This window comes from Kitasatospora sp. NPDC091207, from assembly GCF_044768625.1.
Classification (GTDB): domain Bacteria; phylum Actinomycetota; class Actinomycetes; order Streptomycetales; family Streptomycetaceae; genus Kitasatospora.
In genome coordinates, this window is record NZ_JBIVVS010000047.1 from 1 (window position 1) to 21,854 (window position 21,854).

A 21,854-nucleotide genomic window follows, 5' to 3' on the forward strand; every position below is an offset into this window, starting at 1 on the left:
CGCTGTTGAGTTCTCAAGGAACGGACACTTCCTTCGGACCGCCTTCCAGCGGGCCCTCCGGGCGCTTCGTTCTTTCGTGTTTCCAGCCTACCAGACGCTTTCCGCTCCGTTTACCGGCGCTTTTCGCATCTGAAATCTGCTGTTAACCGTCGACTTGCGGCGACTCGACCAACCATAGCGGGTCGCCAGCCGGAGCGCGAATCGAGGCGCGCCGAGCATCACCCGCTCGGAGGCATGATTTGTTGCTCTCGCGAGCATATACAGCAATGGTCCCGATTCGCCAAGATGCCTGTAGAGTGCGGCGCATCGGCCAAGAGGACTAGACCACTAGCGGTCGGTGAGATGGCCGGCCGGTGAGGGCGGGCAGGGTGTGAGTGTTCGCCCGGGAATGTCAGCGGATGTCCGAAGTTGGCATGATTTAGGCTTCAGTCGATGTCCCCGCCGCTGCTCGCGGCCGCTCGCTGTACTGCGCACTTGGGAGGCTCAACCATGACCACTGTGACGTCGCCGCTGACCGGCCAGGTCGTCGGGCTCGCCGGCGTGCCCGACCCGGTCTTCTCCGGCGCGATGGTCGGCCCCGGCACCGCGATCGACCCGGTTCGCCGGCCGACCGAGGCCGTCGCCCCGGTCGACGGTGTCGTCGTCTCCATGCACCCGCACGCGTTCGTCGTCGTGGACGCGGACGGGCACGGCGTGCTGACGCACCTCGGGATCGACACCGTGCAGCTCAACGGCGAGGGCTTCGAGCTTCTCGTCAACAAGGGTGACACGGTGACCCGCGGCCAGGCCGTCATCAAGTGGGACCCGGCCGCCGTCGAGGCCGCGGGCAAGTCCCCGATCTCCCCGATCGTCGCCCTGGAGGCCGCGCCCGACGCGCTCGGCGAGCTCCGCGAGGACGGGGACGTCGCCGTGGGCGACGCCCTGTTCAGCTGGAGCTGACCTCTTTCTTTACGGCAGACCCGCCCCGCCGGCCTCGGTGGGGCGGCCCGGCACACAGCGGTACCCGGCGGGGCCGCTTCCCTCAGCGGAGACAGGTGACATGGAGAAGACGCTGCGCGGCGTGGGTGTGAGCCACGGGGTCGCGATCGGCCAGGTGCGGCACATGGGGACGGCGGTGCTGGAGCCGTCGGCCACCCAGATCCCGACCGAGGACGCCCCGCGTGAGCAGGCCCGGGCCCAGGCTGCCGTCGAGGCGGTCGCCGCGGACCTGATCGCCCGCGGCAACCTGGCCGGTGGCGAGGCGCAGGCCGTGCTGGAGGCCCAGGCGCTGATGGCGCAGGACCCCGAGCTGATGGCCGACGTGGCCCGCCGGATCACCGTCGGCAGCAGCGCCGAGCGCGGCGTCTACGACGCCTTCGCCGCCTACCGCGCGCTGCTCGCCTCCGCCGGGGAGTACCTGGCCGGCCGGGTCGCCGACCTGGACGACGTGCGCAACCGCATCGTGGCGCGGCTGATGGGCGTGCCGATGCCGGGTGTCCCCGACAGCGACGAGCCGTACGTGCTGTTCGCCCGCGACCTGGCGCCGGCCGACACCGCGCTGCTGGACCCGACGCTGGTGCTCGGCTTCGTGACCGAGGAGGGCGGGCCGACCAGCCACAGCGCCATCCTGGCCCGGGCCCTGGGTGTGCCGGCCGTCGTCGCGCTGCCGAGTGCGACCGATGTCGCCGAGGGCACCGTGGTCGCGGTGGACGGAAGCTCCGGTGACGTACTGCTGGAGCCGTCCCAGGAGAGGCAGGACGAACTGCGCCGGGCCGCCGCCGAGCGCAAGGCCGCGCTGGCCGCCTCGTCCGGCCCGGGGCAGACCTCGGACGGGCACCGGGTGCCGCTGCTCGCCAACGTCGGTGGTCCGGCGGACCTGCCGGCCGCGCTGGAGGCCGGGGCGGAGGGCGTGGGCCTGTTCCGGACCGAGTTCCTCTTCCTGGACGACTCGGCGAAGGCTCCCAGCGAGGAGAAGCAGGTCGAGGCGTACCGCAAGGTCCTGGAGGCGTTCCCGGAGGGCCGGGTCGTGGTCCGGGCACTGGACGCGGGCGCGGACAAGCCGCTGGACTTCCTGACCCCGGCCGACGAGCCGAACCCGGCGCTCGGTGTGCGCGGTCTGCGCACCCTGCTGGAGAACCCCGAGGTGATGCAGACCCAGCTGCGCGCGCTGGCGACGGCCGCCGAGGGACTGCCGGTGCACCTTGAGGTGATGGCCCCCATGGTGGCCGACCGCAAGGACGCCAAGGACTTCGCGGACGCGTGTCGCCGGGCCGGGTTGCACGCCAAGTACGGTGCGATGGTGGAGATCCCGTCGGCGGCGCTGCGGGCGCGGTCGATCCTGCAGGAGGTGGAGTTCCTCTCGCTGGGGACCAACGACCTCGCTCAGTACGCCTTCGCCGCCGACCGCCAGGTGGGCGCGCTGGCCCGGCTGCAGGACCCGTGGCAGCCGGCGCTGCTGGACCTGATCGCGTTCTCGGCGGAGGCCGCCCAGGCCACCGGCAAGAGCTGCGGCGTCTGCGGCGAGGCCGCCGCCGACCCGCTGCTGGCCGTGGTCCTGACCGGTCTCGGCGTCACCAGCCTCTCCATGGGCGCGGCGTCGATCCCCTATGTTCGGACCGCGCTGGCGAAGTACACGCTGGCGCAGTGCCGCCGGGCGGCCGAGGCCGCGCGGGCCACGGACAGCGCCGAGGAGGCGCGGGCCGCGGCCCAGCAGGTGCTGTCCGGCGAGTAGCGCTCGACGCGCGACCCGGACCAACGGACCGCGAAGGGGCGCCCCCACCGTCATGGGGGCGCCCCTTCGTCATGTCCGGGGTCAGGCCTGGCGGTCGCGGCGGAGCTGCTCGAAGTAGCGCAGGTGCTCGATGTCGTCGACGGAGCCCGGGTTCACCGCCTGCTCCAGCGGGGTGCCGGAGAGCAGACGCTTCACCGGGACCTCGATCCGCTTGCCGGTGAGGGTGTGCGGGAGGCCGCGGACGGCGATGACCTCGTCCGGGACGTGGCGCGGGGAGAGCTCGGTGCGCAGCGAGGTGCGGATGCGGCCGATCAGGCCGTCGTCGAGGGTCGCCCCGGGGGCGAGGACGACGAAGAGCGGCATCCAGTAGCCACCGTCGGGCTCCTCCAGGCCGATGACCAGGGATTCGGCGATCTCGGGGAGGCGCTCGACGACCTCGTAGATGTCCGAGGAGCCCATCCGGACACCCTGGCGGTTGAGGGTCGAGTCGGAGCGGCCGTGGATGACCACGGTGCCGCGCGAGGTGACCGTGATCCAGTCGCCGTGGCGCCAGACGCCGGGGTACATCTCGAAGTAGCTGTCGTGGTAGCGGGTGCCGTCGGGGTCGTTCCAGAAACCGGTGGGCATCGACGGGATCGGCTTGGTGACGACGAGTTCGCCGACCGCGTCGGTGAGCGGGTGGCCCTGGACGTCCCACGATTCGACGGCGGCGCCGAGGCAGGGGGCCTGGATCTCGCCGAGGTACACCGGCAGGGTCGGGACACCGCCGACGAAGCAGGAGCAGACGTCGGTGCCGCCGCTGACGGAGGCGAGCCAGACGTCCTCCTTGACCTCGTCGTAGATCCAGCGGAAGCCGTCGGGCGGGAGCGGGGAGCCGGTGGTGCCGATGCAGCGGACGGCGGACAGGTCGAGGTCCCGGCCGGGGTGCAGGTCGGCCTTGCGGCCGGCGATCACGTAGGCGGCGGAGGTACCGAGCACGGTGGCGCCGGTACGGGCGGCCACCGACCAGAGGGCGCCGGTGTCCGGGTGGCCGGGGCTGCCGTCGTAGGTGACGATCGTGGACCCGGTGAGCAGGCCGGCGAGGAGGAAGTTCCACATCATCCAGCCGGTGGAGGTGTACCAGAGGAAGCGGTCCCCGGGGCCGAGGTCGAGGTGGAGACCGGCCTGCTTGAGGTGCTCCAGCAGGATGCCGCCCTGGCTCTGGACGATGGCCTTGGGCAGGCCGGTGGTCCCGGAGGAGTAGAGGACCCAGAGGGGGTGGTCGAAGGGGACGGCCTCGAAGACCGGCTCGACGTCGTCGGCGACCAGGTCGTCCCAGTGCAGGGCGCCGTCGGGGGCGGGCGCGCCGAGCAGGGGGACGTGCACGACGGTGCGCAGGGTGGGGAGTTCGCGGCGGAGCTCGGCGACGACCTCGGTGCGGTCGTGGTCCTTGCCGCCGTAGTGGTAGCCGTCGACGGCGAAGAGGACGGCGGGCTCGATCTGCTGCAGGCGGTCGAGGACGCTGCGGGCGCCGAAGTCGGGGGCGCAGCTGGTCCAGACGGCGCCGACGGCCGCGGTGGCGAGGAGGGCGACGGCGGCCTGCGGGATGTTGGGCAGGTAGGCGCTGACGCGGTCGCCGGGGCCGATGCCGCGGGCGCGCAGGGCGGCGGCGAGCGAGCCGACCTGGCGGCGGAGCTCGGACCAGGTGAGGACGGCCGGCCGCTCGGTGGTCTCGTCGAGGTGGAGGATCGCCGGCTTGTCGGCGTTGGCCTCGTCCTCGGCCGCGCGCAGGGCGTGCTCGGCGTAGTTCAGGCGGCCGCCGGGGAACCAGCGGGCGCCGGGCATGGCCGCTTCGGCGAGAACGGAGTCGGGGGCCCGGGTGAAGCGGACGTCGAACCACTGGGTGACGGCCGTCCAGAAGCGGTCGAGGTCCTCGGTGGACCAGCGGTGCAGGTCGGCGTAGCGCTGGGCGGCCTGCTCGTCGCTGTCGGCCGGGGCGAGCGGAGCGGCCGGGGCGCCGTGGTGCTCGGCGGCCCAGGCCTGGAAGGCCACCAGGGTGGTGGCGGCGGCGCGAGCGGGGTTGGGGCGCCAGAGCGGCTGGTCCTGGGGTGGGGTGCTCACGGTGGTGGTCTCCCGGCCGGTGGATGGGACGGGGGTGCTTGTGGCAGGGCCCGTCCGGTTGGGGCTGTCGGTGCAGACCCTGCCATGTGATCGCCCGGTACGCCAGGGTCTGCTCCGGCCGTGCGGGCCTGGTCAGCCCTGCCCCCGGGACCGGTCAGAGGTGGGCGTACTCGCCGTTGAACCAGGCCTGGGAGACCCGGGTGTGGAAGGCGAAGACGAGCTTGGTGCCGGGGTCGGCGAGCTGCCAGCCGTCGGTCTCGTCGGTGGGCCTGGAGGGCGGGAGCTCGGCGAGCGGGCGGGCGGGGAGGAGCCCGAAGAGGCAGAGGAAGCCGCCGTGGGTGTCGGAGTCGGTGGCGACCAGGGTGACGTCCTCGGCCTCGGCCAGGATGCCCGTCTCCTCGCGCAGTTCGCGGACGCAGGCCTGCTGCCAGCTCTCGCCGTAGTCGATGTAGCCGCCGGGGAGGGCGAGCCGGCCGTAGCCGGGCTCGATGGTGCGACGGATGATCACGAGCCGGGGCTCGCCGCTCTCCTGGGTGACCGGGAGGAGGGTGACGACGACGGGCAGCGGGTTGCGGTAGCTGATCTCGGCGCAGCCGGGGCAGGTGCGGGGCCAGACCGTGGTACCGGCCGGGTAGGGCGTGCCGCACCAGTGGCAGTGGGAGTTCGGCCGGTTGCTCGTGCTGCTCACCTCTTGAGTCGTCATGGGCGGATGGTAGTGCGCGGGCGCGACCGGTGGCGCCGGTCAGCGGATCTCGTCCTCCCGGGTGGGCCGGAGCAGGGCGGGGTGCAGGAGGTCGGCGTCGCCGGCGTGGTAGGTGCGGGCCCGGGGGCCGCCGCGGGCGCCACCGCGCTCGGTGGTGGTGCCGGTGCTCTCGACGAAGCCGGGGACGGAGAGCACCTTGCGGTGGAAGTTGCCGGGGTGGAGCTTCTCCGCCCACACGGCCTCGTAGACGGCGCGCAGCTCGGGGATGGTGAAGTCGTACCGCAGGAAGGCCGTCGCCAGCGGGCTGTACTCGATCTTGGCGCGGGCGCGGTCGAGGCCGTCGGCGACGATGCGGGCGTGGTCGAAGGCGAGCGTGGTGCCGGCGGCCTCGGGGTGGTGGCCGGTGTGCCCGTCGACGCCACCCCCGTGGGTGTCGACGGGCACACCGGCGGCTGGGGACCGGCCGGTGGACGGCCGGAGGTCGAGGTCGGTGACGGCGTGCCAGGCGGCGGTGGCCGCGTCCGAGCCGGCCCGCGGGTCGGGCAGGTCGGGGGCGAAGGCGAGGTAGGCGACGGAGACCACGTGCATGCGCGGGTCGCGGTCGGGGGCGCCGTAGCTGCCGAGCTGTTCGAGGTGGATCCGGCTGAGGGCGGCCTCGGCGTCGGCCGTGCCGAGCAGGCCGGTCTCCTCGGCGAGTTCGCGGGCGGCGGCCTCGTCGAGGCCCTCCTGGCCGGCGCGCAGGAAGCCGCCGGGCAGTGCCCAGTACCCCTGGTAGGGCGGGGCGGCCCGCTCGACCAGCAGGACGTGCAGGCTGCCGTGGCGCAGCGTCAGGGCGACGACGTCGACCGTGACGGCGACGGGGGCGTAGGCGCGCGGGTCGTAGGCGGCGAGCCACGCGCTCTCGTGACCGGGCGGCTGTTCCACGGTCATGGCGGGCTCCTCTCCGCTGGGCTCGTCGGGCTGGGCTCGTCGGGCGGGGCTCGTCGGGCGGGGCTCGTCGGGCGGGGCTTCGTCGGGCGGGGTTCGCGTCCGCCGGCCGGGCGGTCGCCGTCGGATCGTCGTTCTCGGGGTGAGCACAACGTAGCGATCCGCCGGTCCGGCGGCAAATGATTTTCCGCCGAGCGGGGGCGCCGCGTCTTCTACTCTGTGACCAGGAGCTTTGCCCGAGGAGGCCGCCATGCCCGCCACCGTCCCGCCGGACTTCGCCGCCGCGCTGGCCGCCGGTCCGCTCGTCCTGGACGGCGGGCTGTCCAACCAGCTGGCGGCGGCCGGGCACGACCTGTCGGACGCGCTGTGGTCGGCCCGGCTGCTGGCGGACGCCCCGGAGGCGGTGGTCGCCGCGCACCGGGCGTACTTCGAGGCCGGGGCGGACGTCGCGATCACCGCGAGCTACCAGGCGAGCTTCGAGGGGTTCGCCCGGCGCGGGCTGGGCCGGGCGGAGGCGGAACGGCTGCTGGCGCTCAGCGTGGAGCTGGCGCGCCGCGCGGCGGCGCAGGTGCGGGCGGACCGGCCGCTGCGGGTGGCCGCGTCGGTGGGCCCGTACGGCGCCGCGCTCGCGGACGGGTCGGAGTACCGGGGCCGGTACGGGCTGACGCCGGCCGAGCTGGAGGCGTTCCACCGGCCGCGGCTGGAGGTGCTCGCGGCGGCCGGGCCGGACGTGCTTGCGCTGGAGACGGTGCCCGACGCGGACGAGGCGCGGGTGCTGCTGCGGGCGGTGCGCGGGCTGGGCGTGCCGGCCTGGCTGTCGTTCAGCGTGGCCGGCGACCGGACCAGGGCGGGGCAGCCGCTGGCGGAGGCCTTCGCCCTGGCGGCGGAGGTCGACGAGGTGGTCGCGGTGGGGGTGAACTGCTGCACGCCGCGGGACGCGGACCGCGCGGTGGCGACGGCGGCCCGGGTGACCGGCAAGCCGGTGGTGGTCTACCCGAACAGCGGCGAGGGCTGGGACGCCGAGGCCCGTGCCTGGCGCGGCGGGGCGACGTTCGGCGCGGCCGCGCCGGGCGGCGGCCGGGCGGGGGTGGCCGGGTGGCTGGCCGACGGTGCCCGTCTGGTGGGCGGCTGCTGCCGGGTGGGTCCGGAGGAGATCGCGGGGGTGGCCGCCGAGGTGGCGCGGGCCCGGCGCTGACCTGGCCGGACCGACATTACCGAGGGGGAAGGTGCACGGACCGGGCGCGGCCTGGCAGACTCGTCCCGTTACCACTGCGGTCGACAATGTCGACCGCCTGTCAGCGCGGAGGTACCGAATGCCCGGCCCGATCCAGTCGCTCTCCCGGGCCGCCGCGATCATGCGTCTGCTGGCCGGCGGCGAACGCCGCCTGGGCCTGTCCGAGGTCGCGACGGCGCTGGGCCTCGCCAAGGGCACCGCGCACGGCATCCTGCGCACCCTCCAGCAGGAGGGGTTCGTGGAGCAGGACCCGGAGAGCGGCAAGTACCAGCTGGGCGCGGAGCTGCTGCGGCTGGGCCAGAGCTACCTGGACGTGCACGAGTTGCGCGCCCGGGCCCTGGTGTGGGCGGACGACCTGGCCCGGGCGGCCGGCGAGACCGTCTACCTCGGGGTGCTCCACCAGCAGGGCGTGCTGATCGTGCACCACGTCTTCCGGCCGGACGACACCCGGCAGGTGCTGGAGGTCGGCTCGATGCAGCCGCTGCACAGCACCGCCCTCGGCAAGGTGCTGCTGGCGTACGACCCGGTGGCGCGCGGCGAGCTGGGCGACGGACCGCTGGAGGCGTACACCGCGCGGACCCTGACCTCCCTGGCGGACGTGGACGCCGAGGCGGCGCTGACCCGCGAGCGCGGCTGGACCGACTCGATCGAGGAGACCTGGGAGGGCGTGGCCTCGATCGGCGCGCTGATCCAGGACCGGCGGCGCAACCCGGTCGGCGCGGTCTGCGTCAGCGGCGCGGTGGAGCGGGTCTGCGAGGACGGCTTCGTGAAGCCCTCACTGGTCGCCTCGGTGCGCAGCGCCGCCCGGGCGATCTCCCGGGATCTGGGCGCCGGGCGGTTCTGACCCCGGCCCCGGCGGCTCCGGCCGCGGACGACTGACGTTCACGCTGAGGCGCGGACAGGCGGGATGCCTGTCCGCGCCTTAGCGTTTTGTCCGTATTTGCGGTTAGTCGATTGGTAACTTCGAGTGAAGGGTCACAGCTGCGTAACCCGGCCTTGACGTGAAGGCGGCCTGGGGAGGAAGCTTCCGCATGACGGTCGACATTGTCGAACGATGGCCGAGTAGATCACTCCCACAAAGCGCTCACCCGCACAGCGATCGCTCGGCCGCCTGCCCCCACCCGCACCTCCGGGCCATATGGACAAGGGAGTCTTTGTGTCCGCGTTCTCCAACGGCGACATCTTCGTCGGCGAAACCCTCGGCACCGCCGCTCTGATACTCCTCGGCGGTGGCGTCTGCGCCGCCGTGACGCTGAAGAAGTCGAAGGCCCTCAACGCCGGCTGGCTGGCGATCACCTTCGGCTGGGGCTTCGCGGTGATGATCGCCGCCTACATGTCGGCCCCCAAGTCGGGCGCGCACCTGAACCCGGCCGTCACCCTCGCCCTCGCCGTCGACAGCGGCGACTGGAGCAAGGTGCCGGTCTACCTCGGCTCCCAGCTGCTCGGCGCGATGATCGGCGCCGTCCTCGTCTGGGTCACCTACCTCGGCCAGTTCCAGGCCAACAAGGAGGCGACCCTGGGCATCTTCTCGACCGGCCCCGAGATCCGGAACCCGGTCCAGAACCTGCTCACCGAGATCATCGGCACCATGGTGCTCTGCCTCGGCATCCTCACCCAGGGCCTGAACAAGGGCCTCGGCCTCTCCGGCATGGGCATCCTGATCGTCGCCTTCACCGTCGTGGGCATCGGCCTCTCGCTGGGCGGCCCGACCGGCTACGCGATCAACCCGGTCCGCGACCTGGGCCCGCGCATCGTGCACTCGCTACTGCCGATCCCGAACAAGGGCGGCTCCGACTGGTCCTACGCCTGGATCCCGGTGGCCGGCCCGGTCATCGGCGGTCTGCTGGCCGGCGGCCTGTACCACGTCGCGTTCTGACGCTCCTCGGGTTTCCACCCCACCCGAGCACGGGGACTGACCAGTGAGTCAGGCCCACCCACCCCGCATCCCCCTTCTTGAGCCGAGGACCCTCATGACCTCCACTGGCACGGGCAACTACATCGCCGCGATCGACCAGGGCACCACCTCCAGCCGCTGCATCATCTTCGGCGAGGACGGCCGGATCGTCGCCGTCGACCAGCAGGAGCACCGGCAGATCTTCCCCCAGCCCGGCTACGTCGAGCACGACGCCTCCGAGATCTGGACCCGGGTGCAGTCGGTGGTCCGCGGCGCGCTGGAGAAGGCCGGCCTGACCAAGGACGACATTCGCGCGATCGGCATCACCAACCAGCGTGAGACCACCGTCCTGTGGGACAAGAACACCGGCGAGCCGGTGCACAACGCCCTGGTGTGGCAGGACACCCGCACCGAGGGGCTCTGCCGCGAGCTGGGCCGCAACGTCGGCCAGGACCGCTTCCGCCGCGAGACCGGCCTCCCGCTGGCCAGCTACTTCGCCGGCCCGAAGATCCGCTGGCTGCTGGACAACGTCGACGGCCTGCGCGAGCGCGCCGAGGCCGGCGACATCCTGTTCGGCACCATGGACACCTGGGTGATCTGGAACCTCACCGGTGGTGTCGACGGCGGCAAGCACATCACCGACGTCACCAACGCCAGCCGCACCATGCTGATGAACCTGCACACCCTGCAGTGGGACGACAAGATCGCCGAGTCGATGGGCGTGCCGATGTCCGTCCTGCCGGAGATCCGCTCCTCCGCCGAGGTCTACGGCGAGGCCGTCGGCGACCTGGCGGGCGTGCCGGTCGCCTCAGCCCTCGGCGACCAGCAGGCCGCGCTGTTCGGCCAGACCTGCTTCGACAAGGGCGAGGCCAAGTCGACCTACGGCACCGGGACCTTCCTGCTGCTGAACACCGGCGAGGACGTCGTCAACTCGTACCACGGGCTGCTGACCACCGTCGGCTACCGGATCGGCGACCAGAAGCCGGTGTACGCGCTGGAGGGCTCGATCGCCGTCACCGGCTCGCTCGTCCAGTGGCTGCGCGACCAGCTCGGCATCATCTCCACCGCGGCCGAGATCGAGACCCTCGCCAACACCGTCGAGGACAACGGCGGCGCCTACTTCGTCCCGGCCTTCTCCGGCCTCTTCGCCCCGTACTGGCGCTCCGACGCCCGCGGTGTGATCGCCGGTCTGACCCGGTACGTCACCAAGGGCCACCTGGCCCGCGCCGTGCTGGAGGCCACCGCCTGGCAGACCCGCGAGGTCGTCGACGCCATGCAGAAGGACTCCGGCGTCGAGCTCACCGCCCTCAAGGTCGACGGCGGCATGACCAGCAACAACCTGCTCATGCAGAACATCGCCGACGTCCTGGACGCCCCGGTCGAGCGCCCCTACGTGGCCGAGACCACCGCGCTGGGCGCCGCGTACGCGGCCGGCCTGGCCGTGGGCTTCTGGAACGACCTGGACACCCTCCGGGCCAACTGGCACCGCGCCGCCGAGTGGACGCCGCGGATGGACGAGGCCACCCGGGACCGCGAGTACAAGAAGTGGCTCAAGGCCGTGGAGCGCACCATGGGCTGGGTGGAGGAGGACGAGCAGATCTGACCGCGCAGCCGGTCGGGGCCCCCGGGCCCCGACCGGCCCGCTCCCGTTTCACCGGCCCGCCGCACCGGGCCGAACCGGCCTCTCAGCAGGGGCCGCACCGCACACCGAGAGGAGTAACGGCGCCGCCCGACCCGCGCCGCCGTACACACACCATGGCAACCATCCCGACCCTGGGCGCCGAGCGCTTCGCCGGCCGCACCGCCTCCCGCGCCGAGACCCGCGAGCTGCTGGGCAAGGCCACCTACGACCTGCTGGTGATCGGGGGCGGCATCCTCGGCACGGCCGTTGCCTGGACCGCCTCCCAGGCGGGCCTGAAGGTCGCCATGGTCGATGCCGGCGACTTCGCCGGAGCCACCTCCAGCGCCTCCTCGAAGCTCGTCCACGGCGGCCTGCGCTACCTGCAGACCGGCGCGGTCAAGCTGGTCGCCGAGAACCACAAGGAGCGCCGCGCGCTCGCCACCGACGTCGCCCCGCACCTGGTCAACCCGCTGACCTTCTTCGTGCCGGTCTACAAGGGCGGCCCGCACAGCGCCCCCAAGCTCGGCGCCGGTGTGTTCCTGTACTCCGCGCTCTCCGCCTTCCGCGACGGCATGGGCCGGGTCTCCACCGCCGTGCACGCGGCCCAGCAGGTGCCCGCGCTGCGCACCGAGGGCCTGCGCTCGGTGGCCGTCTACGGCGACCACCAGATGAACGACTCGCGCGTCGCCGTGATGACGGTGCGCGCCGCCGTCGACGCCGGCGCCGTGGTGCTCAACCACGCCGCGGTCACCGGCCTGCGCTTCACCGGCGGCCGGGTCACCGGGGCCGACCTCAAGGACCGGCTCGACGGCACCGAGTTCGGTGTGAACGCCCGCCTGGTGCTCAACGCCACCGGCCCGTGGGTCGACCACCTGCGCACCATGGAGGACGCCGGCGCCGCGCCGTCGATCCGCCTCTCCAAGGGCGCGCACGTCGTGGTCAAGCGCCGTGCCCCGTGGCGCGCCGCGCTGACCATCCCGATCGACAAGTACCGCGTCTCCTTCGCCATTCCGTGGGAGGACCACGTCCTGCTCGGCACCACCGACGAGGAGTACACCGGCGACCCGCAGGACGTCCGGGCCACCGAGGCGGACATCGACCAGATCATGGGCGAGGCCGCGCACGCCATCCGCGACGAGCACCTCGACCGCGACCTGATCACCTACTCCTTCGCCGGCCTGCGGGTGCTGCCCGGCGGCCCCGGCGACACCGCCGCCGCCAAGCGCGAGACGGTCGTCACCGAGGGCAAGGGCGGCATGCTGTCGGTCGCCGGCGGCAAGTGGACCACCTACCGGCACATCGGCCGGACCGTCCTGGAGAAGCTGGCCCACGTGCCCGGCACCACCCTGGGCGAGGACATGTCGACCATCGCCCGGACCGTCCCGCTGCCCGGCGTGGGCGCGCCGAACGCCGTGGCGCACCGCCTGCTGATCGACCGTGAGCCGGGCTCGCGGATGGAGCCGCTGGTCGCCAAGCACCTGGCCGGCCACTACGGCACGCTCTCCTTCGAGATCGCCCGCATGATCGACGAGAACCCGGAGCTCGGCCGGCCGATCCACGAGGACGGGCCGGACGTCTGGGCGCAGGTCGCCTACGCCGCCGACAGCGAGTGGGCGTACACCACGGACGACGTGCTGCGCCGCCGCACCACGATGACCGTCCGCGGCCTGGACACCCCGGAGATCCGCTCCGAGGTCGAGGCCTTCCTCGCGAAGCGCGCGGCCAAGTAGCACGGCGTCCCCCGAGGACTCGGAGGGCGGGCACCCCAGGGCTGGGGGCGCCCGCCCTCCGGCACGTCCGGACGGCGGTACCGCGATCGTGCGCATACAGGGCGTCACAGTCGGATCAAGTTCTTAAGGAAATCTTTAGGTATTGGGGGTTTATGTCTCATTTATCATGATCATCTTGCCATGTGACCTTCCCTATGCTCCAGCCATCACTGTGGTTCAACAGTGGGTCAAGGAGCAGCAATGCACGTATCAAGTCGGGCCCTGACAGGTCCGCTGGCCCTCGCGCTGGTGCTGGCGCTGGCAGCCGGGTCACCGGTCGCCTTCGCGGCCAAGCCGCACGCCAAGCCCTCCCCCGGCAAGCCGCCCGTGGTCGCCCCCACCGACCCGACCGGCAGCGTCCCCACCGCCCGGGTCGCCGCCCGTACCACCGGCAAGCGGGTCGAGGCGGTCTCCGAGCGCAGCGAGACCTCCACCACCTGGGCCAACCCCGACGGCACCCTCACCACCGAGCTGTCGGCCGGCCCGGTGCGCTTCCTGCGCGACGGCAGGTGGGCCGACGTCGACCTCACCCTCAAGGCCGCCGCCGACGGCTCGGTCGCCCCCGTCGCGCACCCCAACGCCATGAAGCTGGCCGGGGCCGGCGGCAAGCGCCCCCGGTCGCTCCAGGAGTCGCAGCTCCAGGCCTCGCCGGCCGGCGCGGAGCCGGTCCGCACCCTGGTCTCGCTCGGATCCGGCGAGGACGAGCTGGCCCTGCAGTGGCGCGGCGGCCTGCCCGGGCCCGAGCTGGACGGTGCCAGGGCCACCTACCGGGACGCGATCGGCGACGGCGCCGGCGACCTGGTCGTCGAGGCCACCCGGACCGGCTTCGAGCAGTTCGTGACGCTCCGGCAGCGCCCGGCGGCCGGCGGCTACTCGTACACCATGCCGCTGCGGGCCAAGGGCATCAAGGCCGAGGCCCAGCCGGACGGCAGCATCCTGTTCACCGACCGGAAGAACGGCCAGAAGCGCGCCGTCCTGCCCGCGCCGGTCGCCTGGGACGCCACCACCGCGCCCGGCTCCAGCGAGCACCCGCGGCAGGCCCGGGTCGACCTGCAGGTGGTCCAGCACGGCGACACCGTCGACCTGGTCTTCACCCCGGACGCCGCGTTCCTCGCCGACCCGGCCACCGTCTACCCGGTGACCGTCGACCCGGCCACCGCCGGTCTCGGCAACGCCTTCGACACCCGGGTGCAGAAGGGCGAGACGGTCGACTGGTCGTCCGACACCGAGATCTACTGGGGCAACTCCGGTACCAAGAACGCCGACGGCAGCTCCCGCGAGGCCCGCGCGTTCATCAACTGGAACACCGCCGGCATCGCCGACGCGCTGGTCTCCGGCGCCCAGCTGTCGCTGTACGACTTCCACTCCGGCAACAGCGACTGCCAGCCGTACACCTGGGAGGTCTGGGACACCGGCCTGGCCTCCACCGCCTCGCGGTGGACCGCCCAGCCGGCCTGGAAGACCAAGAAGGCCACCTCCACCGAGACCAGGGGCCGCGACGCCTGCGGCGGCGACGGCTGGATCAACGCCGACGTCACCGGCCTCGTCCAGTCCTGGGCCTCGGCCAAGAACACCACCTCCGGCATGGGCCTGCGCGCCCCCGACGAGGTGTCCACCAAGTACTGGAAGGAGGTCAACTCCGCCAACGCCGCGAGCAACGTCCCGAAGCTGACGGTCACCTACAACTACCGTCCGCGCACCGGCACCAAGCAGCAGGCCGGTCCGCCGTTCCTCCAGGACGGCACCGGCACCTGGCGGGTCGACACCACCACCCCGGTGCTCCGGGACACCTTCGTCGACCCCGACGGCGACAGGGTGACCGGCACCTTCCAGCTGGTCGACGCCATCTCCGGCGCCCAGGTCGGCAGCGTCAACGTCTCCGGCTACGTGGCCAGCGGGACCCCCGCCGAGGTGACCGTGCCGGCCGGCCTGCTGGAGTACGGGCACACCTACCGGTTCCGCAGCTCGCCCTACGACGGGCTGCACTACAACCTGAGCTGGTCCGCCTGGTCCACCTTCAGCGTCAGCCCGCTCCCGGACGTGCCGACCGCGCTGCAGACCGGCGCCCAGCAGACCCTGACCCCGGTGCTCTCCGCGCTGGTCACCAACCCCAACCAGGGCCGGGTCCGCACCGAGTTCGTGGTCAAGGACACCGCCGGGCAGCCGCTGCCGACCGCCCTCGCCCCGGCCTGGGCCGAGAGCGGCAGCCGGGCCTCGGTCCAGGTGCCGGACGGCGCGCTGGCCGACGGCCGCGACTACACCTGGGCCGCCCGGGCCTGCGCCGCCGTCGGCTGTTCCGCCTGGTCCGCCGACCAGCCGCTGGCCGTCCGCGTCCAGGCTCCGCCGGCCCCGCCCACGCCGGCCACCGCGGTGTTCACCGGCGCCACCCTCGCCGACGCCTCGGCGGCCACCGCCGGCGGCGGCTGCGACACCGGTGCCTGCCCGGCGGCCGACCCCGCCGAGCTGCGGGTCGGCACCGTCGCCGACGGCAGCAGCTGGACCAGTTGGCTCAAGCCCGACCTGGCGGCCGTCCCGGCCGGCTCCCGGGTGGTCGGCGGAAAGCTCGCGCTGACCCGCTCGGACTGCGCCGCCGGTACGCCCGGCTGTGACGAGACCCCGGTCGACATCTTCCAGCTCGGCTCGGCCTGGACCCCCGGCGCGGGCGGCCCGGCGCTGACCGCGGCCGTCGGCCTGGAGAGCTACGCCTCCGCGGCGAAGCCGTCCGAGACCGACCTGGCCGCGCTGGCCGGCTCCTGGATCGAGAAGGGCGAGGCCTACGGTCTGGCCCTGCGGCCGCCGGCCGGCTGGACCGGCGCCACGCGGTACCACTCGGCCACCGCGGCCGACCCGGCGCAGCGGCCGAAGCTGACCCTGGAGTACCTGGCGCCGACCGCGCCCGGCGCGGCCGAGCTGGTCACCGCGACCAGCGGTGACGCCGGACTGGTCGTCACCTGGAACGCCCCGACCGACCGCGGGTCGGTGGGCGAGGTGGGCTACACCGTCCGGGTCGAGACCTCGGCCGGCGTGCTGGTCCAGGAGATCGCCACCGGCGACGTCCGGGCCGCGTTCACCGGCCTCGACAACACCCGTGCGCACCGTGCGGTGGTGACCGCCCGGAACAGCTTCGGCAGCGCGGCCCCGGCCGCCTCGGCCGTGGTCCAGGGCACCCCGACCGCGGGGGGCCCGGACCAGTACCGCGGCTTCGTGCAGGAGTACCTGGAGGCCCGGAACAAGGTCAAGATGAAGTCGGGCTTCACCGCCCCGGAGGCCGCGGCGGAGGCCGCGCACGGCACCGTCTTCGTCGACCTGCTGGCCACCCAGGAGGCCTCGCTGGTCGCCAACCGCGAGGCACTGGCCACCCAGGGCCAGCTCTACACGGCGGCGGCGGTCACGCTGACCGACGTCGTGGTGGACCAGCAGTCGGCCGGCAAGGTCGTGGTGCGGGCCACCGTCAAGGACTCGGTGATGATCCGGTCCAACGGCGTGGACTCGCCGAGCGAGGGCGCCGGTCCGAAGCGGTTCGAGTTCACCCTCGGCGCCACGGTGCTGCTGGCCTCCGAGGCCGACGACCTGGCCGCCCAGCAGAAGCTGTCCTCCTCCGCGGCCGCGCAGGCCCAGGTCGAGGTCGCGGACGCCGCGCAGCCGGACCCGGCGGACGCCCAGAAGGCCGTCCCGCTGGACGCCAACGGCTTCCCCGTGCAGCAGGCGCAGCCCGCCGCGGGCGCCGTGCAGGCGGGCTACAACTACAACGGCACCGCCGACTGGGCCCGCCGCAACGTCGGCATCAAGTGGGACTTCCCGCAGGACTGCACCAACTTCGTGTCCAAGGCGCTGTACTACGGTGGCGGCATGCGCACCCGGTACGGCTTCAAGATGCTGGACAGCGCCTGGTGGCAGAACGACTACTGGATGTTCGGCTGGCACATCAACCGCAGCTACACCTGGGCCGGCGCGGCCAACCTGCACCGGCACCTGCTGAACCACCGGTACTCGACCTGGCTCCGCTGGACCTCCGACGCCCGCCCCGGCGACGTCGTGTTCTTCAAGTGGCGCAACGAGTCGCGGATCAACCACGCCGCCGTGGTGGTCAGCTGGGGCGCCCGGATGGAGCTCCGCCAGCACGGCCGGCAGGGTGTCACCACCCTGAACGAGGTGCTGTCGTACTACCGGCAGAAGGGCGACCCGATCGAGTGGTTCGTCGTCGTCCGCCCGCTCGGGACCAGCTGATGTCCGTGGGGCGGCCGGTACCGGCCGCGCTGGCGGCCGTGCTCTCGGCCGCCCTGCTGGCGGGGTGTTCGAGCGGTGCCGACGACGCGGAGCTGCGGTTCGCGGCCGACTACGCGGCCCGTCCGCACCTCCAGGTGACGGGCTACCCCGTCCCCGGGACGCTGGGCCTGGTCCAGCGGGTGGTCTGGCGGCTCGCCGACGGCTCGGACGAGCAGTTGGCGGAGCTGGGCGCCGCGGAGGGCTCGGCCGCCGGGCGCCGGGCGGCGGCCGCCGCCTGGGTCCGCGCGTACGGTCAGGGCGCGGCGGGCCGGGTCACCGCCGACTTCGGTGACGACCCGGCCGAGCGGCAGAGCGTCCGGCTCGCCTTCCAGGACACCGGGCAGGTGAAGGAGCTGACGCTCCGCCCGGACGGTCCGGGCGGCGAGGACGGCTGGCGGGTCCTGCTGGACTGACGCCGTACGCGGACGGGCGGGCGCTCCTGGAGGAGCGCCCGCCCGTCCGGCGTTTCCGGTGCCGTCAGGTCCGGTCCGGGCCTAGACGATGAGGCTGAGCGGCATGATCAGCGCGATGGCGACGACCGAGATCACGGTCTCCATCACCGACCAGGACTTGAGGGTCTGGCCGACGCTCATCCCGAAGTACTCCTTCACCAGCCAGAAGCCGGCGTCGTTGACGTGCGAGAAGAACAGCGAACCGGCGCCGATGGCCAGCACCAGCAGGGCCGCGTGGGTGGACGACATGTCGGCGGCGAGCGGCGCGACGATACCGGCGGCGGTGATGGTGGCGACCGTGGCGGACCCGGTGGCCAGCCGGATCAGGACGGCGATCAGCCAGCCGAGCAGCAGCGCCGAGATGTGCCACTTGGCGGACCACTCGCTGACGGCGTTGCCCACGCCGACGTCGATCAGGGTCTGCTTGAAGCCGCCGCCCGCGCCGACGATGAAGACGATGCCCGCGATCGGACCGAGCGACTTCCCGACGGTGTCGGAGATCCGGTCCTTGGAGAAGCCGGCCGCCCGGCCGAGCGTCAGCATGCCGAGCAGGGTCGCGGCGAGCAGGGCGATCAGCGGCGAGCCGATGAAGTCGAACACCCGCTGCGGCATCGCCTTCGGGTCGTCGATGACGACGTCGGCCAGCGCCTTGCCGAGCATCAGGACGACCGGCAGCAGGATGGTGGCGAGGACGGCGCCGAAGCTCGGGGTGTGCTCGGGCTTCTCCGTCTCCACGGGCGCGGTGGCCCGCGGGACCTCCAGCGGGCCGACCCAGCGCTCGGCGACCCGGGCGAACAGCGGACCGGCCACGATCAGCGTCGGCACGGCGATCAGCAGACCGAGTGCCAGGGTGATGCCGAGGTCCGCGTGCAGCGCGTCGACGGCCACCAGCGGGCCCGGGTGCGGCGGGACGAGGCCGTGCAGCACGGAGAGCCCGGCCAGCGCGGGGATGCCGATCCGCATCAGCGGAACGTTGCCGCGGCGGGCCACCAGCAGCACGATCGGGATCAGCAGGACGACCCCGACCTCGAAGAACAGCGGCAGGCCGAGCACGGCCGCGATCAGCGCCATCGCCCAGGGCAGGGCCTTGGGCCCGGAGCGGGAGAGCACGGTGTCGGCGATGATGTTCGCCCCGCCGGAGTCGGCGAGCAGCTTGCCGAGCATCGCGCCCAGCCCGATCAGCAGGCCGACGCCCGCGACGGTCGCGCCGAAGCCGGTGGCGAAGCTGCCCAGCAGCTTGTCGAAGGGCGCGCCCGCGACGGCGGCCAGCAGGCCCGACCCGAGGGTGAGGGCGAGGAACGGGTGCAGCTTGAGCCGGGTGATCAGCACCACGATGGCGCCGATGCTGAGCAGCACCGCGAGCAGCAGCTGGGCGTCGCTGTCGGTGTGCGGCAGGGCCGGTGGGGCGGCCGCCGCGAGCAGGGTGGGAGTCACGCGAGGTCTCCATTGACGGGCCGCAGCAGTGCCACGGCCATCTCGACGAGTTCTTCGGGGGTCGGTCCGACGTCCAGGACGGCGCCGCGCTCGTCCGCCCCGAGGGGTTCCAGGGCGGCGTACTGCGAGTCGAGCAGCGACGGCGGCATGAAGTGGTCGGTGCGGTGGGCGAGCCGGTCCCCGATCAGCTCGTGCCGCCCACTGAGGTGCAGGAAGAAGGCGCCCGGACAGGCCGCGCGCAGGGTGTCGCGGTAGTGCCGCTTCAGCGCCGAGCAGGTGACCACGCCGCCGGTGCCGGCCTGGGCCCGCTCCCCCAGCCAGGCGCCGAGGGCGCGCAGCCAGGGCGCGCGGTCCGCGTCGTCCAGCGGGGTGCCGGCCGACATCTTGGCGATGTTGGCGGGCGGGTGGAAGTCGTCCGCCTCGGCGTAGGGGAGGCCGAGGCGGTCGGCCAAGAGGCGGGCCACGGTGGTCTTGCCGACACCGGAGACGCCCATCACCACGAGGGTGAGGGGCGACGCGGGGGTGTCGTGGTTCTCGACGCTGAGAGCCATGGGTGGTGCTCCTTCGTTGCCAGGCCGCCACTATCGCTCCAAAGATATGACGTATTCAAGTGCCGGAAACCAAATCGTCATACTTTTGCGATTCGTGGGGGCCGACCGGAGAGCGGGTCGCCCGGGCCCTCTAGGCTGGACGGATGGAGATCCAGGGGCTGCCCGGCCGACTGCTCGCCGACCTCGGACCGGCCATCGCCTCCGGTGAGGTCCCCGAGGGGGCGGTCCTGCGCGCCGAGGAGCTGGAGCAGCGGTACGGGGTGTCGCGGACGGTGGTCCGGGAGGCCGTGCGGATCCTGGAGGGGATGCGGCTGGTCGCCTCCCGGCGCCGGGTCGGCATCACCGTCCAGCCGAAGTCCGACTGGGACGTCTTCGACCCGCTGGTGATCCGCTGGCGGCTGGCCGGTGCCGACCGCCCCGCGCAGCTGCGCTCGCTCGGCTCGCTGCGGGTCGCGGTGGAGCCGGCCGCGGCCGCGCTCGCCGCCCGGCACGCCAGCGACGACGAGCGCCGTGAACTTCTCTCCCTCGCCGGGGAGTTGACGATGACGGCGCGGGCCGCCGACCTGGACACCTTCCTCCGGCACGACATCGCCTTCCACGCGACCGTCCTGAAGGCCTCCGGCAACGAGATGTTCGCGCACCTCGGGGACACCGTCGGTGCGGTGCTCACCGGCCGCACGGAGTACCATCTGATGCCTCATCAGCCCGAGCCGTACGCGATCCGGTTGCACCGCGAGGTCGCGGAGGCGATCTGCGCGGGGGACGCGGCCCACGCCGAGCGGGCGATGCGCACGATCGCCGAGGGCGCGCTGGAGGAGCTCAACCAGCAGTTGGGGTGAGGCCCCCCGAGCCGCGGTTTCCGGTGCAGATCACACGATTTGACGGCAGTTCGGCTGATTCCTGTGCATGGTCCGGGTTCGGCGGGGCAGAGTGGTGCACAGGGGCGCGTTCCGGCGCGCCCGTCCCGCCGTCGTGAGCGCGCCTGGGGGTCGCCCGATGCCATCCGCACGCCGTCGCCGCCGTCGCCTGCCCGACGAGGTGCGCGCCGCCGCCGTCCGGGCCGTGCTCTGCCTGTCCTTCACCCTGGTCGGCCTGGTGGTCGCGGCACTGGGCTCGTACGCGGACAGCTGGCTGATGACACCGGCGCTGATGGCGATGGGGCTCGGCGTGTTCGGCACCGTGTGGTGCCTGCTGGAGATCCTGATCTCGCGCCAGGTCGCCGCCCAGCGGATGCGCGGGCCGAACTCCGCCTCGCCGATGGCCGGCAGCCGGGCACCCGCCGGGGCCCGGCCGGGGCCGCGCCCGGCCGGGCCGCCGAACGGGACGGCCCCGCCGCAGCCGCGCGCACCCACCGCGTACCCGCAGGCCGGGCCGCGGCCGGCGGCGCCCCACCGGGGTCAGGCCGGGACGACCGCCCGGTAGTGGGTGGTGAGCCGGCCGTCGTCGTCCAGGACGTGGAGGGCGAGCATCGGCGGCTGGTCGAAGGTGATACCGGGACCGCCCTCGCAGGGCAGCGTGACGGTGGACACCACACCGGGCGCGACCAGCACCGGCAGCCCGGCGAAGGTGGTGGCCGCACCGGTGTGGGCGTGCCCGCAGAGCAGGGCGGCCACCCGGCGGTGGCGGCCCAGCACCTCGGCGAGGCGCTGCTCGCCGAACTGGCGGATCGGGTCGACGGTCGGCAGGTGGAGGACCACCGGGGGGTGGTGGAAGGCCACCAGCGCCGGCCGCTCCGGGCGGCCCGCGGCGAGTGTGCCGTCCAGCCAGGCCAGGGTCTCCTCGTCGAGCAGGCCGTCGGCCCGGCCGGGGACCGAGGAGTCGAGCATCAGCAGGTCGGCACCGGGCAGCGGGTGCAGGCGGTTGACCGGACCCTCGGCGGGCGCCTCGGCGAGCAGGACCTCCCGGTAGGCCGCGCGGACGTCGTGGTTGCCGGGACAGCTGAGCACCGGGTGGCGGGAGGCCAACACCTGGGCCACCCGCCGGTACTCCCCCGGCAGCCCGTGGTCGGCGAGGTCACCGGTGACCAGGACGGCGTCCAGCGGGCCGGGCAGGGCGTCGAGGTACGCCATCACCCGCTCGGCCCGCCGGTACGCCCGGGCGCCGCCGTCCCCGCGCCGTTCCTGTCCGATGTGGATGTCACTGAAGTGAGCGATCGTCAGCATGGCCCTCACGGTAGAGGGGCCGGGGGCGCCG

17 protein-coding genes are annotated in these 21,854 nt (G+C 73.3%); 11 read left to right on the top strand and 6 right to left on the bottom strand.

All coding sequences use genetic code 11. The features are described 5' to 3' along the window. The first annotated feature begins 489 nt into the window (after positions 1-489). Both ACIQTO_RS37250 and ptsP read left to right on the top strand, forming a co-directional pair. On the top strand, positions 490-939 hold the full coding sequence (locus ACIQTO_RS37250) for a PTS glucose transporter subunit IIA (RefSeq protein WP_402397968.1): 450 nt from the start codon (positions 490-492) through the stop codon (positions 937-939). Between the two features lie 100 nt (positions 940-1,039). Beyond that, on the top strand, positions 1,040-2,710 hold the full coding sequence (gene ptsP, locus ACIQTO_RS37255) for a phosphoenolpyruvate--protein phosphotransferase (RefSeq protein ID WP_402397970.1): 1,671 nt from the start codon (positions 1,040-1,042) through the stop codon (positions 2,708-2,710). Between the two features lie 81 nt (positions 2,711-2,791). Here the strand turns inward: ptsP and ACIQTO_RS37260 are convergent, their stop codons facing one another. The 3 genes from ACIQTO_RS37260 to ACIQTO_RS37270 form a co-directional block, all read right to left on the bottom strand. After that, positions 2,792-4,810, bottom strand: coding sequence for an acetoacetate--CoA ligase (locus ACIQTO_RS37260; RefSeq protein ID WP_402397972.1), 2,019 nt, complete (start codon positions 4,808-4,810; stop codon positions 2,792-2,794). A 154-nt stretch (positions 4,811-4,964) separates the two neighbouring features. Beyond that, positions 4,965-5,513, bottom strand: coding sequence for an NUDIX domain-containing protein (locus tag ACIQTO_RS37265; protein ID WP_402397974.1), 549 nt, complete (start codon positions 5,511-5,513; stop codon positions 4,965-4,967). A 39-nt stretch (positions 5,514-5,552) separates the two neighbouring features. After that, positions 5,553-6,443 (bottom strand): NUDIX domain-containing protein, encoded by an 891-nt coding sequence (locus ACIQTO_RS37270; RefSeq protein ID WP_402397976.1) that lies wholly within the window; start codon positions 6,441-6,443, stop codon positions 5,553-5,555. A 247-nt stretch (positions 6,444-6,690) separates the two neighbouring features. Between ACIQTO_RS37270 and mmuM the strand changes: the two genes are divergently transcribed. The 7 genes from mmuM to ACIQTO_RS37305 all read left to right on the top strand — a co-directional run bounded on the left by mmuM (position 6,691) and on the right by ACIQTO_RS37305 (position 17,637). Further along, the gene (mmuM, locus tag ACIQTO_RS37275) at positions 6,691-7,635 is read left to right on the top strand and encodes a homocysteine S-methyltransferase (protein ID WP_402397978.1); all 945 of its coding nucleotides are present in this window, start codon (positions 6,691-6,693) and stop codon (positions 7,633-7,635) included. A gap of 118 nt (positions 7,636-7,753) precedes the next feature. Then, positions 7,754-8,518, top strand: coding sequence for an IclR family transcriptional regulator (locus ACIQTO_RS37280; RefSeq protein ID WP_402397980.1), 765 nt, complete (start codon positions 7,754-7,756; stop codon positions 8,516-8,518). 294 nt (positions 8,519-8,812) lie between these two features. Continuing rightward, complete coding sequence (locus tag ACIQTO_RS37285; RefSeq protein ID WP_387894253.1) at positions 8,813-9,550, top strand: MIP/aquaporin family protein; 738 nt, start codon at positions 8,813-8,815, stop codon at positions 9,548-9,550. A gap of 94 nt (positions 9,551-9,644) precedes the next feature. After that, positions 9,645-11,171, top strand: coding sequence for a glycerol kinase GlpK (gene glpK, locus ACIQTO_RS37290; protein WP_402397982.1), 1,527 nt, complete (start codon positions 9,645-9,647; stop codon positions 11,169-11,171). A gap of 152 nt (positions 11,172-11,323) precedes the next feature. Beyond that, positions 11,324-12,919: an FAD-dependent oxidoreductase gene (locus tag ACIQTO_RS37295; RefSeq protein WP_402397984.1), complete on the top strand. Its 1,596-nt coding sequence runs from the start codon at positions 11,324-11,326 to the stop codon at positions 12,917-12,919. Between the two features lie 240 nt (positions 12,920-13,159). Continuing rightward, complete coding sequence (locus ACIQTO_RS37300) at positions 13,160-17,185, top strand: DNRLRE domain-containing protein (protein ID WP_402397986.1); 4,026 nt, start codon at positions 13,160-13,162, stop codon at positions 17,183-17,185. Beyond that, on the top strand, positions 17,185-17,637 hold the full coding sequence (locus ACIQTO_RS37305; protein ID WP_402397988.1) for a hypothetical protein: 453 nt from the start codon (positions 17,185-17,187) through the stop codon (positions 17,635-17,637). The genes ACIQTO_RS37300 and ACIQTO_RS37305 overlap by 1 nt, the downstream gene beginning before the upstream one ends. An 81-nt stretch (positions 17,638-17,718) precedes the next feature. On the opposite strand, the gene ACIQTO_RS37310 is transcribed toward ACIQTO_RS37305, so the two are convergent. Continuing rightward, positions 17,719-19,110, bottom strand: a complete 1,392-nt coding sequence (locus tag ACIQTO_RS37310) for a GntP family permease (RefSeq protein ID WP_402397990.1) — start codon at positions 19,108-19,110, stop codon at positions 17,719-17,721. Beyond that, complete coding sequence (locus ACIQTO_RS37315) at positions 19,107-19,661, bottom strand: gluconokinase (RefSeq protein WP_402397992.1); 555 nt, start codon at positions 19,659-19,661, stop codon at positions 19,107-19,109. Before ACIQTO_RS37315 ends, ACIQTO_RS37310 begins: the two co-directional genes overlap by 4 nt. 143 nt (positions 19,662-19,804) lie before the next feature. Here ACIQTO_RS37315 and ACIQTO_RS37320 point away from each other — a divergent pair, with 143 nt between their 5' ends. Both ACIQTO_RS37320 and ACIQTO_RS37325 read left to right on the top strand, forming a co-directional pair. Then, a complete protein-coding gene (locus ACIQTO_RS37320; RefSeq protein ID WP_402397994.1) occupies positions 19,805-20,500 on the top strand; it encodes a FadR/GntR family transcriptional regulator in 696 nt (231 codons plus the stop codon). Positions 20,501-20,657: 157 nt separating this feature from the next. Further along, positions 20,658-21,083, top strand: coding sequence for a hypothetical protein (locus tag ACIQTO_RS37325; RefSeq protein ID WP_402397996.1), 426 nt, complete (start codon positions 20,658-20,660; stop codon positions 21,081-21,083). Here ACIQTO_RS37325 and ACIQTO_RS37330 read toward each other — a convergent pair. Continuing rightward, entirely contained in the window at positions 21,059-21,823 is a 765-nt protein-coding gene (locus ACIQTO_RS37330) for a metallophosphoesterase (RefSeq protein ID WP_402397998.1), read from the bottom strand. The two genes, ACIQTO_RS37325 and ACIQTO_RS37330, sit on opposite strands and share 25 nt — an antisense overlap. Between the last annotated feature and the right edge of the window lie 31 nt (positions 21,824-21,854).

What these genes read in the sequence shown, in the direction of transcription:
- ACIQTO_RS37330 (WP_402397998.1), bottom strand. Translation starts at nt 21,823, where the DNA reads ATGCTGACGATCGCTCACTTCAGTGACATCCACATCGGACAGGAACGG.
- ACIQTO_RS37270 (WP_402397976.1), bottom strand. Translation starts at nt 6,443, where the DNA reads ATGACCGTGGAACAGCCGCCCGGTCACGAGAGCGCGTGGCTCGCCGCC.
- ACIQTO_RS37320 (WP_402397994.1), top strand. Translation starts at nt 19,805, where the DNA reads ATGGAGATCCAGGGGCTGCCCGGCCGACTGCTCGCCGACCTCGGACCG.
- glpK (WP_402397982.1), top strand. Translation starts at nt 9,645, where the DNA reads ATGACCTCCACTGGCACGGGCAACTACATCGCCGCGATCGACCAGGGC.
- ACIQTO_RS37300 (WP_402397986.1), top strand. Translation starts at nt 13,160, where the DNA reads ATGCACGTATCAAGTCGGGCCCTGACAGGTCCGCTGGCCCTCGCGCTG.
- ACIQTO_RS37250 (WP_402397968.1), top strand. Translation starts at nt 490, where the DNA reads ATGACCACTGTGACGTCGCCGCTGACCGGCCAGGTCGTCGGGCTCGCC.
- ACIQTO_RS37265 (WP_402397974.1), bottom strand. Translation starts at nt 5,513, where the DNA reads ATGACGACTCAAGAGGTGAGCAGCACGAGCAACCGGCCGAACTCCCAC.
- ACIQTO_RS37295 (WP_402397984.1), top strand. Translation starts at nt 11,324, where the DNA reads ATGGCAACCATCCCGACCCTGGGCGCCGAGCGCTTCGCCGGCCGCACC.
- ACIQTO_RS37305 (WP_402397988.1), top strand. Translation starts at nt 17,185, where the DNA reads ATGTCCGTGGGGCGGCCGGTACCGGCCGCGCTGGCGGCCGTGCTCTCG.
- mmuM (WP_402397978.1), top strand. Translation starts at nt 6,691, where the DNA reads ATGCCCGCCACCGTCCCGCCGGACTTCGCCGCCGCGCTGGCCGCCGGT.
- ACIQTO_RS37285 (WP_387894253.1), top strand. Translation starts at nt 8,813, where the DNA reads ATGGACAAGGGAGTCTTTGTGTCCGCGTTCTCCAACGGCGACATCTTC.
- ACIQTO_RS37315 (WP_402397992.1), bottom strand. Translation starts at nt 19,661, where the DNA reads ATGGCTCTCAGCGTCGAGAACCACGACACCCCCGCGTCGCCCCTCACC.
- ACIQTO_RS37280 (WP_402397980.1), top strand. Translation starts at nt 7,754, where the DNA reads ATGCCCGGCCCGATCCAGTCGCTCTCCCGGGCCGCCGCGATCATGCGT.
- ACIQTO_RS37325 (WP_402397996.1), top strand. Translation starts at nt 20,658, where the DNA reads ATGCCATCCGCACGCCGTCGCCGCCGTCGCCTGCCCGACGAGGTGCGC.
- ptsP (WP_402397970.1), top strand. Translation starts at nt 1,040, where the DNA reads ATGGAGAAGACGCTGCGCGGCGTGGGTGTGAGCCACGGGGTCGCGATC.